The organism is Diaphorobacter sp. HDW4B (genome assembly GCF_011305535.1).
In the GTDB taxonomy this organism is placed as follows: Bacteria; Pseudomonadota; Gammaproteobacteria; order Burkholderiales; family Burkholderiaceae_C; genus Diaphorobacter_A.
The window spans coordinates 2,773,337-2,787,381 of sequence record NZ_CP049905.1 but is presented as its reverse complement, the minus strand read 5'-3'; the positions used below and the strand labels follow the sequence as shown (position 1 = coordinate 2,787,381).

At 61.5% G+C, this 14,045-nt stretch carries 15 protein-coding genes; 12 read left to right on the top strand and 3 right to left on the bottom strand.

The window, feature by feature from the left end; all coding sequences use genetic code 11:
• The first annotated feature begins 162 nt into the window (after window positions 1–162).
• The 8 genes from def to G7048_RS12745 all read left to right on the top strand — a co-directional run bounded on the left by def (window position 163) and on the right by G7048_RS12745 (window position 6,249).
• Complete coding sequence (gene def / locus G7048_RS12780; RefSeq protein WP_166068504.1) at window positions 163–675, top strand: peptide deformylase; 513 nt, start codon at window positions 163–165, stop codon at window positions 673–675.
• Window positions 672–1,190: a hypothetical protein gene (locus G7048_RS12775; RefSeq protein ID WP_166068503.1), complete on the top strand. Its 519-nt coding sequence runs from the start codon at window positions 672–674 to the stop codon at window positions 1,188–1,190. The genes def and G7048_RS12775 overlap by 4 nt, the downstream gene beginning before the upstream one ends.
• A gap of 79 nt (window positions 1,191–1,269) precedes the next feature.
• Window positions 1,270–2,286, top strand: a complete 1,017-nt coding sequence (gene fmt, locus G7048_RS12770) for a methionyl-tRNA formyltransferase (RefSeq protein ID WP_166068502.1) — start codon at window positions 1,270–1,272, stop codon at window positions 2,284–2,286.
• Window positions 2,287–2,395: 109 nt separating this feature from the next.
• Entirely contained in the window at window positions 2,396–3,184 is a 789-nt protein-coding gene (locus G7048_RS12765; RefSeq protein ID WP_240933320.1) for an AzlC family ABC transporter permease, read from the top strand.
• Window positions 3,181–3,516 carry an AzlD domain-containing protein gene (locus tag G7048_RS12760; RefSeq protein ID WP_166068500.1) on the top strand — a complete coding sequence of 112 codons (336 nt, stop codon included), beginning with the start codon at window positions 3,181–3,183 and terminating at the stop codon, window positions 3,514–3,516. The genes G7048_RS12765 and G7048_RS12760 overlap by 4 nt, the downstream gene beginning before the upstream one ends.
• A 165-nt stretch (window positions 3,517–3,681) precedes the next feature.
• Window positions 3,682–4,872 (top strand): phosphoglycerate kinase, encoded by a 1,191-nt coding sequence (locus tag G7048_RS12755; protein ID WP_166068499.1) that lies wholly within the window; start codon window positions 3,682–3,684, stop codon window positions 4,870–4,872.
• A 232-nt stretch (window positions 4,873–5,104) separates the two neighbouring features.
• Window positions 5,105–5,680, top strand: coding sequence for a hypothetical protein (locus G7048_RS12750; RefSeq protein ID WP_166068498.1), 576 nt, complete (start codon window positions 5,105–5,107; stop codon window positions 5,678–5,680).
• Window positions 5,677–6,249 (top strand): FlgO family outer membrane protein, encoded by a 573-nt coding sequence (locus G7048_RS12745; protein ID WP_166068497.1) that lies wholly within the window; start codon window positions 5,677–5,679, stop codon window positions 6,247–6,249. The genes G7048_RS12750 and G7048_RS12745 overlap by 4 nt, the downstream gene beginning before the upstream one ends.
• Before the next feature lie 284 nt (window positions 6,250–6,533).
• On the opposite strand, the gene G7048_RS12740 is transcribed toward G7048_RS12745, so the two are convergent.
• A complete protein-coding gene (locus tag G7048_RS12740) occupies window positions 6,534–7,418 on the bottom strand; it encodes a DMT family transporter (protein WP_166068496.1) in 885 nt (294 codons plus the stop codon).
• A 57-nt stretch (window positions 7,419–7,475) separates the two neighbouring features.
• Here G7048_RS12740 and pyrF point away from each other — a divergent pair, with 57 nt between their 5' ends.
• From pyrF to G7048_RS12720, 4 genes are all read left to right on the top strand, one after another.
• Window positions 7,476–8,300, top strand: a complete 825-nt coding sequence (pyrF, locus tag G7048_RS12735; RefSeq protein ID WP_166068495.1) for an orotidine-5'-phosphate decarboxylase — start codon at window positions 7,476–7,478, stop codon at window positions 8,298–8,300.
• 23 nt (window positions 8,301–8,323) lie between these two features.
• Entirely contained in the window at window positions 8,324–9,217 is an 894-nt protein-coding gene (locus G7048_RS12730; protein ID WP_166068494.1) for a LysR family transcriptional regulator, read from the top strand.
• Window positions 9,218–9,575: 358 nt separating this feature from the next.
• Window positions 9,576–10,586: a tripartite tricarboxylate transporter substrate binding protein gene (locus G7048_RS12725; RefSeq protein WP_166068493.1), complete on the top strand. Its 1,011-nt coding sequence runs from the start codon at window positions 9,576–9,578 to the stop codon at window positions 10,584–10,586.
• 11 nt (window positions 10,587–10,597) lie between these two features.
• Entirely contained in the window at window positions 10,598–11,575 is a 978-nt protein-coding gene (locus G7048_RS12720; RefSeq protein WP_166068492.1) for a succinylglutamate desuccinylase/aspartoacylase family protein, read from the top strand.
• 17 nt (window positions 11,576–11,592) lie between these two features.
• Here G7048_RS12720 and G7048_RS12715 read toward each other — a convergent pair whose 3' ends face one another.
• Window positions 11,593–11,967 carry a DUF779 domain-containing protein gene (locus G7048_RS12715; RefSeq protein WP_166068491.1) on the bottom strand — a complete coding sequence of 125 codons (375 nt, stop codon included), beginning with the start codon at window positions 11,965–11,967 and terminating at the stop codon, window positions 11,593–11,595.
• 336 nt (window positions 11,968–12,303) lie between these two features.
• Window positions 12,304–13,827, bottom strand: a complete 1,524-nt coding sequence (locus tag G7048_RS12710; RefSeq protein ID WP_166068490.1) for an aldehyde dehydrogenase family protein — start codon at window positions 13,825–13,827, stop codon at window positions 12,304–12,306.
• Window positions 13,828–14,045: the final 218 nt, after the last annotated feature.

Here is a 14,045-nt window from a genome sequence, read left to right as displayed (position 1 = left end):
TGTGGTGCACCATAGAAAATGCTTCTTGGTTTTCGCACGCACAACGTTACAAACGATCTCAGATTCTCAGCCCAAGCCCTTGATAGAGCAATGATTATTGCGTTCACCCCCCGCAGGAATCGGCAAAAGTGGCGAAAATAGCGACATATTTCACGTCTGGACATGGCAATTCTTCCCATTCTCTGTTACCCCGACCCTCGGCTCCACAAGGTTGCCCAGCCTGTGCAGGCCGTGGATGAGCGCGTGCGCGCGATCCTCGACGACATGCTCGCGACCATGTACGACGCCAACGGCATCGGCCTGGCCGCCACGCAGGTGGACATTCACGAGCGCATCGTCGTGATCGACGTGTCGGAGGACCGCGACCAGCCCATGGTGCTGATCAACCCCGAGATCACCTGGTACAGCGACGAGAAGGTGGTCGGCGACGAGGGCTGCCTGTCCGTGCCCGGCATCTACGACGGCGTGGAGCGCTCGGAGCAAGTCCACGTGCGCGCCACCGACCGCGACGGCCAGTCCCGCGTGATCGAGGCCGATGGCCTGCTCGCCGTGTGCGTGCAGCACGAGCTCGATCACCTGCTTGGCAAGGTATTCGTCGAATACCTCTCGCCCCTCAAGCGCAACCGCATCAAGACCAAGCTGCTCAAGCAGAAAAAGAGCGAGGAACGCGCATGATGCGCATGGCAGGCATCCGCTGGCCTGCCAGCCTTCGTTCAAGTGCCGCGGCCCTCTTGACCTGCATCGTGCTGGCAGGCTGCGCCAGCTTCAGCCCGCCCGAGCGTGGCGAAAGCACGGCTCAGGTGCAGTCCCGCATGGGCGCTCCGATGAACGTGATCACGCTGCCGAATGGCGGTCAGCGCTGGCTGTACTCCACCCTCCCCATGGGCCGCGAGGTCCATCACGCAGACTTCGACGCCGCGGGTCAGTTGGTCTCGTACACGCAGGTGCTGGACTTCATGCATCTGTCGCGCACGCCGATCGGCAGCACCCGCCGTCAGGTGCTCGACTTCTACGGCCCGCCGTACGAGATCACCGAAGTCGCCAGCTTCAAGGGCAAGGTCTGGACCTACCGTTTCATGGACGACATGAACCTGCGCCGCCTCGGTCATCTCCACATCGACCAAGAAGGCCATCTGGCCAAGGTGATGTTCACCGACGAGCCCACGGCCGACGACTTCCGCGCTTTCTGACGGCGCGGGTTGGCGCATGGCCACCACAACCCACCGATGGATCGCAGAAGTTTCCAGAAGAACAACCAGGATGAGCCCCATGAAGATCGTTTTTGCCGGAACCCCCGAATTCGCCGCCGTGGCGCTCAAGCGCCTGCTCGCCGCCGGGTTCGAGGTGCCGCTGGTGCTCACCCAGCCCGACCGCCCCGCCGGTCGCGGCATGAAGCTGCAGGCTTCGCCCGTCAAGCAATGCGCGCTGGAACACGGCATTCCCGTGAGCCAGCCGCGCAGCCTGCGCCTGGATGGCAAGTATCCCGATGAGGCCACCGCTGCCAAGGAGGCCCTGCTGGCCAGCGATGCGGACTGCATGGTGGTGGCGGCCTACGGGCTGATCCTGCCGCAGTGGGTGCTCGACTTGCCCCGCCTCGGCTGCCTGAACATCCACGCCAGCCTGCTGCCACGCTGGCGCGGCGCGGCACCCATCCACCGCGCCATCGAAGCGGGTGATGCCGAAACGGGCGTCACCATCATGCAGATGGATGCGGGGCTGGACACCGGCGACATGCTGCTCGTCGAGGCCCTGCCGATTTCGGGCAAAGACACCACCGCCACGCTGCACGACAAGCTGGCCGATCTGGGCGGTCGCATGATCGTCGAGGCGCTCGAAATCGCGGCCTGCGGCACATTGACACCCATCAAGCAACCCGAGGCGGGCGTGACTTACGCACACAAGATCGAAAAGGCCGAAAGCGCCATCGACTGGAATCTGCCTGCCGAGGTGACCTCGCGCCGCGTGCGTGCCTTCGACCCCTTCCCTGCCGCATCGACCACGTTCAACGGCGAAACCATCAAGGTCTGGGCCGCTGAATTGCCCTTGGAAACGGAATCCGATTCCGCAGTTCAAGCGCAGTTGCGAGCAAAAGCGCAGAATTCACCCGTTGGTCAAATTCTGGAAATCGGAACGAACGGCATGGATGTCGCCTGTGGCAACGGCACGATTCTGCGCCTGACGGCATTGCAACGCGCTGGCGGCAAACGACTGCCTTTTGCCGACTTCCTGCGCGGTTTTGCCGTCAAATCCGGTGATGTTCTGGGTTCCGACCAAACAACTACCTGACCCGACACTTGCTTTTCCCACAGTTTCTTTCATGACTCGCCCCACCTTCTCCGAGCTCTGCGCGCGCTTTCGGCAATTTGCCCGGGAGCAGTGGGCGCAATGGCGGGCGATGATGAAGGAGCCGTATTACAAGCTCGGCGTGAGCGACATGATGGGCACCGGCATCGGCATCGCCGCCTGGGGCCTCGTGACAGGCGTGGCCATGGTCAAGAGTGGCCTTTCGGTGCCGCTGTCGATCTTCATGTCGCTGCTGATCTACGCAGGCAGCGCCCAATTGGCCGTGCTGCCGCTGCTGGTGGCGGGAGCGCCGCTCTGGGTGATCTGGCTGACCGCCATCTGTGTGAACCTGCGCTTTGTGATCTTCAGCCAGATGTGGCGCAGCTACTTTCATGAATTTCCGCGAAACAAGCGTCTTCTGCTCGGATATTTCAGCGGTGACGTCATCTTTGTCGGCTTCATGAAACGCTTTCCGGACGCCAAGCCCGCTCCTGGACAAGTCGCCTACTTCTCCGGAGCAGCCTCGACCAACTGGATGATGTGGCAGATCCCATCGGTTGCGGGCATGTTGCTGGCCAATGCGATTCCGCTGTCCTGGGGCCTTGGCTTTGCGGGCGTTCTGGCGCTGCTTGGCATTCTGCTGTCCATGATCAACGACCGATTCACCGTGCTGGCGACCGCCGTGGCAGGCACTGCCGCGATTGCCGCGTTTGCGCTGCCGCTCAAGATGAACATTCTGGTGGCCGTGGTGGCCGCCGTGGCTGCAGGCCTGATGTTCGAATCGGCGGATCGCCACATGAAGCGCATGAAGCTCCGGCAGACCGCAGAAGCCAAGCTGAAAGAAGAGGTCAACGCAGCCGAATCGACCGCAGCGAATGAATCCGAGGAGCGTCGCCCATGATCTGGTACGTGCTCGAAATGATCCTCGCGACGATTGGCCTGACGGTCATCACCATCGTCACGCGCTCGTTCTTCATGATTTCAGACAAGGAACTGCCCATGCCCGAATGGTTGCGGCGGGGCCTCAAATACGCGCCGTTGGCGGCCCTCGGCGCGGTGATCGTGCCAGAGCTGTTCATGACGCAGGGCAAGTTCATCCACACGCTGATGGACGCGCGCCTGCCTGCCCTCGCCGGAGCGGTGATCTACTACTACACCAAGCGCGGCATTCTGGGCACGATTCTGGTCGGCATGGTCATCTATCTGCCACTGCACATCGGGCTCGGCTGGTAAGCCCTGCCGTCGCCACCGCCGCCTGAAAACTCCTGTTTTCCACTGCGGCAAGTCTGGAACAAAGCCTCGTGTCAGCCATGGCAAATACAATCGGCGGCAGTTTTATGTCCGCGCCGTGACACCGCAAGCTGACCCGGCGCAGTTCCCATCCCCCCAGAAACCATCATGCATATTCTTCGTTTCTCCGACATCTGCGCTCAGGGCAAGGCCTCCGGACAGCGTGTTTTCATTCGTGCCGACCTGAACGTTCCTCAGGACGATGACGGCAAGATCACCGAAGATACGCGCATTCGCGCCTCGATTCCCTGCATTCAGATGGCGCTGGACGCTGGCGCTGCCGTGATGGTCACCAGCCACCTGGGCCGCCCCACCGAAGGCGAATTCAAGCCCGAAGACTCGCTGGCACCCGTGGCCAAGCGCATGTCCGAACTCATGGGCCGCGAGATTCCCGTGATCGCCAACTGGGTCGATGGCGTCGAAGTGCAGCCCGGCCAGCTCGTGATGCTGGAGAACTGCCGCCTGAACAAGGGCGAGAAAAAGAACAACCCCGAGCTGGCCCAGAAGATGGCCAAGCTCTGCGACATCTACGTGAACGACGCGTTCGGCACCGCCCACCGCGCGGAAGGCACGACCTACGGCATCGCCGAATACGCCAAGACCGCCACTGCCGGTCCGCTGCTGGCCGCTGAAATCGACGCCATCACCAAGGCACTGGCCGCACCGAAGCGTCCGCTGGTGGCCATCGTGGCTGGCTCCAAGGTCTCGACCAAGCTGACCATTCTGCAAAGCCTGTCCAAGAACGTGGACGGCCTGATCGTCGGCGGCGGCATCGCCAACACCTTCATGCTGGCCGCGGGCCTGAAGATCGGCAAGTCGCTGGCTGAGCCCGATCTGCTGGGCGACGCCAAGGCGGTGATCGAGTCCATGAAGGCACGCGGCGCGGAAGTGCCGATCCCGACCGACGTGGTGGTTGCCAAGAACTTCGCATCCGACGCTGCTGCCACCGTCAAGAAGGCGACCGAAGTGGCCGACGACGACATGATTCTGGACATCGGCCCCGAAACCGCCGCCAAACTGGCCGCGCAACTCAAGGCTGCAGGCACCATCGTCTGGAACGGCCCGGTCGGCGTGTTCGAGTTCGACCAGTTCGCCAACGGCACCAAGGTGATCGCTCAGGCGATTGCCGAGTCGAGCGCTTTCAGCATTGCAGGCGGCGGCGACACGCTGGCCGCCATCGCCAAGTACGGTATCGAAAAGGATGTCGGTTACATCTCCACCGGCGGCGGCGCATTCCTCGAAGTGCTGGAAGGCAAGACCCTGCCCGCTTTCGAAATCCTGCAAAAACGCGCTGGCTGATCCCGCCCCACGCGGCTGACACGAAAGAGGGCGTACCAGTTACGCCCTCTTTGCTTTTTGATTTGGTCGTCAATACCAAGGTAAGAAACTGCGAACAAAACAACAGAAATACTGTGTCAACATGCACTTACCCATAATTTCTCTTGTTTTTTGTAACGTCTCTGCCCAGAATCGATAGCGATCCTGGGAGTGTTGTTTTTCGCTCCCATCATTTACTGGTATGGAGGGAAGTATGGCTATTTACAAGAAGCTCGGCCTTGCTGCGGCTGTCGCTGGCATGGCTGTGACGTTGACCGGCTGCGGCACACCGCCGGTACCGCTGACAAAGAATTTCGCAGAATCAAGCCAATACAAGGTCCGCGCAGCAGGCCACTGGGACGCCATGTCGCGCGATGTTGCCGAGCGCACTCGCGACAATCTGGCGCGTTCCGGCTTCAACGCTGGCACACCTGTTTACGTGACGCTCGCCCCCAACGCCAGCGCCTTCGATACCGGTTTCCGTGATCTGCTGATCACCCGCCTGATCGACTCGGGTGTGAAGGTCCAGTCGACCCCCAGCCAACAACTGGAAGTCACCTACAACGCGCAAGTGGTGAAGACGCCCGGTCACGCCAATGTGGGTGCCTACACCGAAGAGCCCGATGCATCCGGCTCGAACACCGAAGTCATCCTGACGACCACCGTGACCAACAACGGCATGTTCGTCTCGCGCGAATCCGACGTGTACTACCTTGCCAACGCCGATGTGCCGCTGTTCGCCAAGTCCACGCACTTCCGTCCGGTCAACATGAAGGTGGTGGGCCAATGATGAATCGCAGCAAGATCGCTCTTCTCGCAGTGGCTGCGGCCTCCATGCTGGCAGGCTGCTCCGTGTTCCGGTCCGAGCCCGTCGCCGTCCGCACTGAACCCACTTACAAGGACGCCAACGACAACGCCTTCCTCAACAGCAGCAAGGATGCTGTGAGCAAGCTGCTGGCTGGTCTGGACGCCAACTCCATCGGCCCCGGCCCCGTGCTGGTCGCCACCATCGTGGACGTGAACGACACGGCCCGCTCGGCACCTCTGGGCCGCACGCTGTCCGAGCAATACGCCACCAACATGGCGATGTCCGGTTTCAACGTCAAGGAAATCAAGCTGCGCGGCAACGTGTTCGTGCGTGAAGGCGCAGGCGAATTGCTCCTGTCCCGCGAAGTGCGCGACATCGCTCGCCAGCACAACGCCGTGATGGTTCTGGTCGGCACCTACTCGCCCGCCGCAGCCTACACCTACGTGAGCACCAAACTGGTCCGCACCGAAGACAGCCGCATCATCCGTGGCTACGACTACGCCCTCCCCATGGACCGCGATGTCAAACGCCTTCTGGGCGCACCACGCTGATTCAACAAAGCGAATCACGTGATCGTCTGAGTGACCATCACAAAGAACCAAACCGCCTCAGGGCGGTTTTTTCTTGGGCAAAACAACAGATGGATGCCCGACTTCAGACAGCGAGCTCCGCAGCGAACAGGGCGCTTGAACCCCAAACCACAATGACGAGATAGGCCCTCAGGCGCGACGCGAAGCCGCAGACAGTACTCTCGTACGGCAAGGCTTTGCAACAAAGCATGAGGGCCTATATCGTCACCTCAAAACGAGCGACGACCCAACCAAAAAACAAAAGTTCAAGTCTTCCGCACAGGCCAGAGGACGGAGGCTATGGCTACCATCATGAGGCCTACGGCGGTCCAGTCCTGCCAGTGCAACACTTCCCCCAACCACACCGCCCCGCTGAACACCCCGATCACCGGAATCAACATCACGCTGAGCGTCGATGCCACGGGCGGCAAGGTCTTGGCCAGGAAGAACCACGTCACCTGCGCAAAACCGAGCGCCAGAAACGCGTTGTACAGAATGCCGAAAACGGCAGGACCATCGGGAAGCGCCACCCATTTGTCGTGCTCGAACACCGTGGCCACGATCACCAGCACCACGCAGGCAATCGCGATCATCCAGAACGCCAGCGTGAGCAGCGGCACCGGCATGTGCGTACGGCGCAGCAGTTGCGTGCCGACAGCCCAGCTCAGCGCGGAGATCAGCATCAACCCCACGCCAAAGGGCCTGCTGCCAAGCGAGCCCACCTCGTGCCACAGCAGCAGGATCACGCCCAGCGCGGCAGCCGCCACGCCAATCCAACCGCGACCTGCGAGCTTGTCCTTGAAGACCAAGCTGCCCACCACGGCTGAAAAAATCGGCATGGTGTAGGCCAGAATCGCCGCGCGACCGCTGGTCAGATTGGGGATCGCCAGAATCATCAGACAGTGCCAGAGCACGACGTTGGGAATCGCCAGTTTGATCAGCGTGCCCCAGTATTCGCGCGGAATGCGAAACGACGCCTTCTGCAGCCAGACGGCCAGTCCAATCACGGGCAGGCCCATCACCAACGAGATGGCACGGAAAGTGAGCGGCGGGAAATGTGCGAGGCCTTGCTTCATCACGGGCCAGTTCAGACCCCAGATCACGGTGAGCAGGACCAACAGCACCAATTGGCGTCGGGAAAGCGTTGGCATAGGGGGCGATTCTGCCTGCCTATGGAAGAAATTGCCTGTCCAATTAAAATTGCGCCCATGACCTTCACCGAAATGCTGCGCGACGCCTCGACGCAAAATCAGTCCATGCTGTGCGTGGGCCTGGACCCCGAACCCAGCCGCTTCCCGCAGGCCATGCGGGGCGACCCGCACAAGATCTACGATTTCTGCGCCGCCATCGTCGATGCCACGGCCGATCTGGCCAACTCGTTCAAGCCGCAGATCGCCTATTTCGCAGCCCATCGCGCGGAAGATCAGCTCGAACGCCTGATGCAGCACATGCGCACGACCGCCCCGCATGTGCCGGTGATTCTGGACGCCAAACGCGGCGACATCGGCTCCACCGCCGAGCAGTACGCGAAGGAAGCCTTCGAGCGCTACGGTGCCGACGCGGTCACGCTCTCACCGTTCATGGGCTTTGATTCCGTCGAGCCCTATCTGCAATACCACGGCAAGGGCGCGTTCCTGCTGTGCCGCACCTCCAACCCCGGTGGCAACGACCTGCAGGCCCAGCGCCTGGCCAGCGTCGAAGGCAACCCCATGGTCTACGAACATGTCGCCAAGCTCGCGCAAGGCCCGTGGAACAAGAACGGCCAGCTCGGCCTCGTCGTGGGCGCGACCTACCCTGCAGAAATCGAACGCGTGCGCGAACTCGCTCCCACCCTGCCGCTGCTGATCCCCGGCGTGGGCGCGCAGGGCGGCGACGCGGTTGCGACCGTGCGCGCAGGCCTCACGCAAGATGGCCTGATCGCCGTGAACTCGTCGCGCGCAATTCTGTACGCATCGTCCGGCGATGACTTCGCCGCGGCCGCACGCAAAGCCGCGCTCGCCACACGCGACACGCTCAACGCGGCGCGTCCATAACTCAAGAAAGAAGGGTTCCGGCCATGCAACTCAAATGGCTGGAAGACTTCATCGCGCTGGCGAAGGAACGCAGCTTCACCCGCGCAGCCGAGCTGCGACACGTGACCCACCCCGCCTTCGGCCGCCGCATCCGCGCGCTCGAAGCCTGGGCCGGCACGCCGCTCATCGCCCAAGGCAGCGGCCCGGTACGGCTCACGCCATCGGGCGAAGCCTTTCTGGAAACCGCAGAGCAGCTCACCCGCACCCTCACCCAATCGCGCGAAGAACTGCAGACCATCGCAGGCCGTCATGCGCGCAACGTCACCCTCGCCACCGGCCGCACACTGGCACGCACCGTGGTGGCCGACTGGCTCATGCGCGTGCGCTCGCAACTCAGCGATGGCGAACTCCACATCCTCACCGGCTCACTCGCAGAAACCGTGCGGGCGCTGCAGCAGGGCGATGCGGACTTCTCCGTGCTCTTCCACCACCCCGCGCTGGTCGTACCGCTGGACGCGAGACAGTACCTGCACGTCACCCTCGCCTCCGACAAACTCGTGCCGCTCTCGCAGGCCTACACCTCCGGCGAGCCCCGCTACGCACTCAACAACGACACACCCACGCCCTACGTCGCCTACGCACGCAGCCTCGCGCTGGGCCGCTTGGTGGAAGACCACCTCGCCCACCACCCCGCCGCACCCAAACTCAAGCGCCTGATGGAATGCGACTCCCCCGACGCCCACCACGAATACGTGCTCAAGGGCCTGGGCATGTCGTGGCTGCCATGGTCGCTGGCGCACGCGGATGTGAAAGCCGGAAAGCTCGCCAGAGCAGGCGACAAGCGCATGGACATCCGCTTCGACGTCCGCGTCTACCGCCCCAAACGCAAGCTCTCGGCATTCGCCGAAACCATGTGGACAGAACTCGCACGCTCATGAACGCCCCATCTCGCGAAGTCGCGAGATCCCCGGCACGAGCAACGCGAAGTGCCGTAACCACCTCTTCAAAACTGACTTCCGGCGGTTGTCCGAGCGGAGCGCCTTCGGCGCGAAGTCGAGTTCTGCCGGAGGTATTCAAAGCGCGTTTTGGTTACTTTTGCGCGCAAGCAAAAGTGACTCGCCCGCCGGGGCGAGACCCGGCCCCCGCCCTCAACGACAAAGCCAGTGTTCGCCACACTCACCCCCAACGACATTTCACAAAAAACAGCACGACTTGGTGCCGTTTAAGCACCACATCCCCATCACGACATCCGCAAAATCCATTTCATCAACAAGCAAAAAAGAAACGGATAAAGCCATGCGCAGCCCCACAAACCCACAAATCTCCCGCCGCGCCGCCACCGCCTTGACGGCCTGCGCCCTCACCCTGCTGGCTGCAGCCACATCCTTCCCGGCATTCGCAGAAGATCCCGCCGCCTATCCCACCAAACCCATCACCATCGTCGTCGGCTACCCACCCGGAGGCAGCACCGACCTGATGGGCCGCCTAGTCGGCACCGAACTCTCCAACCGCCTCGGCCAGCCCGTGGTGATTGAAAACGTGGGCGGCGCAGGCGGCACCATCGGCGCGCAGAAAGTGGCCAACGCCGCAGCCGACGGCTACACGCTGCTGGTCGGCGCGAACAACGAATTGGCGATCGCCAAGCTCGTGACCAAGAACGTCAAGTACGGCATCAACAACTTCACGCCCATCGGCCTGATCGGCTCGCAGCCCATGGTGCTGGTGGCGTCCACCAAATCCGGCGTGAAAAACGCCAACGAGTTCACGCAACTCGTGAAGAAGAACCCCGGCAAGTTCAGCTATGGCAGCTCCGGCGTGGGCACCGCACTGCACCTCGCGGGCGAGATGACCAAGGAGCAGGGCGGCCTGTTCATGACGCACATCCCCTATCGCGGCGTGGCACCGCTGACCAACGATCTCGTCGGCAGCAACATCGAGTTCGGCGTGTTCGTGCTCTCCAGCGGCCTTCCGCACATCAAGGCAGGCAAGGTGATCGCGCTCGGCACGACCGAAGCCAAGCGCTCGCAGGCCACACCGGACATTCCAGCGCTCTCCGAATTCCCGCAATTCAAGAACGTGGACATCACCTCCTGGTTCGCTCTCATGGGCCCGGCCAACCTGCCGCAACCCATCGCTGCCAAGCTGAAGAAGGCGCTCAACGACACCCTGCAATCGCCCGACTTCCGCAAGAAGATGGAAGCCGCAGGCTCGGGCGTCGCATCGCCTGATGTGGACATGAACAAGTTCCTCAACACCGAAATCGCCAAGTACACCAAGATCGTGAAATTCGCGAAGATCGAGGAATGAGGCAGGTAAGCATGGCCAACACGACATTGAAGTTCGACCTCCCCGCGCCCGACATCTCCGCTTGGCGCGCAGGCAACACAGGCACCGAGGGCGTCTGGCATTTCGACTCCGGCAAGCCCGGTCGCAACGTGCTGATCAGCGCGCTGATCCACGGCAACGAGCTGTGCGGTGCATGGGCGCTCAAGGGCCTGCTCGAAGCGGGCGTGAAGTCCGAACAAGGCACGCTCACGCTCGCGTTCTGCAACATCAACGCGTTCGACAAGTTCGATCCGGACAACCACGACGCATCGCGTTTTGTCGATCAAGACATGAACCGCCAGTGGAGCGATGACCGCATTGACGCCGCCGACACCGCAGAGCGCCGCCGCGCAGCTGCCCTGCGTCCGTTCATTCAAAAGGCGGACTGGGTACTCGACCTGCACTCCATGCACGAACCCAGCGCACCGCTGTCACTCACCGGCGTGCAGCCACGCAACCTGGAACTGGCCAAGCAGATGCGCTCGCCCGAGCACATCGTGGTCGATGCCGGTCACAAGGACGGCACACGCATGCGCGACTACGGCCGCTTCGGCCTGCCTGACGCACAAGCTGGTGACTCACGCACCCTGCTGATCGAATGCGGCTTCCACGGCGACCCACAAAGCCGCGTGGTGGCGCAAGACATGTGCGTGCGTTTTCTCGAAGCCTCCGAAACCTTCTCGCGCAACACCCTGGACACCCAGCTCGCAGGCTGGCGTCAAAGCAACGCACCACGCCAATGGGCTTTGGAGGTTACCGGCCCTGTCGTCGCAAAAAGCGAAAAATTCACTTTCACCGAACCCTTCACCGGTTTGGAAGTGATCGAAAAAGCAGGCACCGTCATCGGCAACAACGACGGCGAACCCGTCACCACACCGTACGATGACTGCGTGCTCGTCATGCCCTCGACACGCCAGGCACGCAACGGCGTCACGGTAGTGCGCTTTGCACGCCGTCGTCTGCTGAGTTAAAACAGGTAAGAGGTTGATCACGGAGCTGGGCGCTCGATGCCCAGCTCTTTCAACTCCTCATCCGTGAACACCCGCGAACGCGTGTGAAAGGCCTTGCCCGTAGGCCCTTCGAGCGACAACGTGCCCCCGTGTCCCTCGATCACATCGATGATCAACTGCGTGTGCTTCCAATACTCATACTGCGCAATGCCGATGTAGAAACGGCACCCGCCAATCTCCCCCAGAAACACATCCCCGGCCCCCATGGTGATCTCGCCGGGAAGATAACAATTGGCCGCACTGTTGTCGCAGCAACCGCCCGACTGATGAAACATCAGCTCAGGCCCATACTGCAGCTTAAGCTCCGAGATAAGCTCCAAGGCAGCCGGAGTAGCCACAACCTTATCGACCATAAAAGAGCCCTCAAAAACTTGCAAAAGACATCTCGCGAAGTCGCGAGATGAAAAGAGGCACGAGCGAAGCAAAGTGCCGAAAATACCTCTTCCAAACTGACTTCCGGCGGTTGCCCGAACGGAGCGCCTTTGGCGCAAAGTGAGTTCTTCCGGATGACTTCAAGCGCGTTTTTGGTTACTTTTTGCGCGCAAGCAAAAAGTGACTGCCCAGCCGGGGGCAGTCCCGGCCTCCGTAAACAAAAACATAACGAAGGCCAAATTTCCCTCACCCCACACAACCCCTCCCCCACAAAAAGCAGGAGAGGGAGTAGTTCTTCATCGCCGAAGCACAAAGAATCAGAAGAACCCGAGCTTATTCTCCGAATAGCTCACCAACAAATTCTTAGTCTGTTGGTAATGATTCAACATCATCCCGTGATTCTCACGCCCAATACCAGACTCCTTGTACCCACCAAACGCCGCATGCGCAGGATAAGCGTGATAGCAGTTCGTCCACACACGACCTGCCTTGATCGCACGGCCCATGCGATACGCCACATTGCCGTTGCGTGACCACACACCAGCGCCGAGGCCATACAGCGTGTCGTTGGCAATCGCCAACGCTTCGGCTTCGTCCTTGAAGGTCGTCACCGCCAGCACCGGGCCGAAGATTTCTTCCTGGAAGATGCGCATCTTGTTGTGGCCCTTGAACAGCGTGGGCTGCACGTAGTAGCCGCCTTCCAGATCGCCCTGCAGTCGGGCCTGGTCACCGCCGATGAGCACTTCCGCACCCTCTTGCTTGCCGAGATCCAGGTACGACAGGATCTTGGTGAGCTGTTCCTTGCTCGCCTGCGCACCCATCATGGAATCGGTATCCAGCGGGCTCAGCTGCTTGATGGCCGCCACGCGCTTGAGCACGCGCTCCATGAACTTGTCGTAGATGCTTTCCTGAATCAGCGCGCGGCTTGGGCAGGTGCAGACCTCGCCCTGATTGAACGCGAACAGCACCATGCCTTCGATCGCCTTGTCGAGGAAGGCATCGTCCTTGTCCATGATGTCGGCAAAGAAGATGTTGGGCGACTTGCCGCCGAGTTCCAGAGTCGCTGGAATCAGGTTGTTGGCAGCGGCCTGCGCAATCACGCGGCCGGTGCTGGTCGAGCCGGTGAACGCGATCTTGGCGATGCGCTTGCTCGACGCCAGCGGCATGCCCGCCTCACGACCAAAACCGTTGACCACGTTGAGCACGCCGGGTGGCAGCAGGTCGGCGATCAGCTCGACCAGAATCAGCAGGCTGATGGGTGTGCTCTCCGCAGGCTTGAGCACGATGGCATTGCCCGCAGCCAGCGCTGGAGGAATCTTCCACGCGGCCATCAGGATCGGGAAGTTCCAGGGAATGATCTGGCCCACGACGCCCAGCGGCTCGTGGAAGTGATAGGCGACGGTGTTGTCGTCGATCTGGCTGATGCCGCCTTCCTGCGCACGCAGGGCACCGGCAAAGTAGCGGAAATGGTCGGCCGCCAGCGGAATGTCGGCATTCAGCGTTTCGCGGATCGCCTTGCCGTTGTCCACGGTTTCGGCATAGGCCAGCAGTTCCAGATTGGCTTCGATGCGGTCGGCGATCTTCAGCAGGATGTTGGAGCGCGTGGCCACATCGGTCTTGCCCCAAGCGTCTGCCGCAGCATGCGCCGCGTCCAGCGCGAGCTCGATGTCTTCCGCCGTGGAGCGCGCTGCCTGCGTGTAGACCTGGCCGGTCACCGGCGTGATCACGTCGAAATACTGGCCCTTCACGGGTGGCACGAACTTGCCGCCAATGAAGTTGTCGTAGCGGGATTTGTAGGCGATCTTGGCGCCAACTGCGCCGGGTGCTGCGTATACCGTCATGCTCGTAGTCTCCAGAAATGCGGGTTTTGGTACATCGATCCGGTTGCGATTGCGCAGACCGATGCATCCCCTCACTCAAGACCCGTGCCAGATCGCACAGCACCCTCAGTTGATTGATTTCATTGAGTTTTTTTCTTCAAACAAAACCCATCGCCGCAAGGCGGACTGTTCGCTGCAACGCTCCAAGCAACGACAGCTGTCTCGAAATGGGACACTTT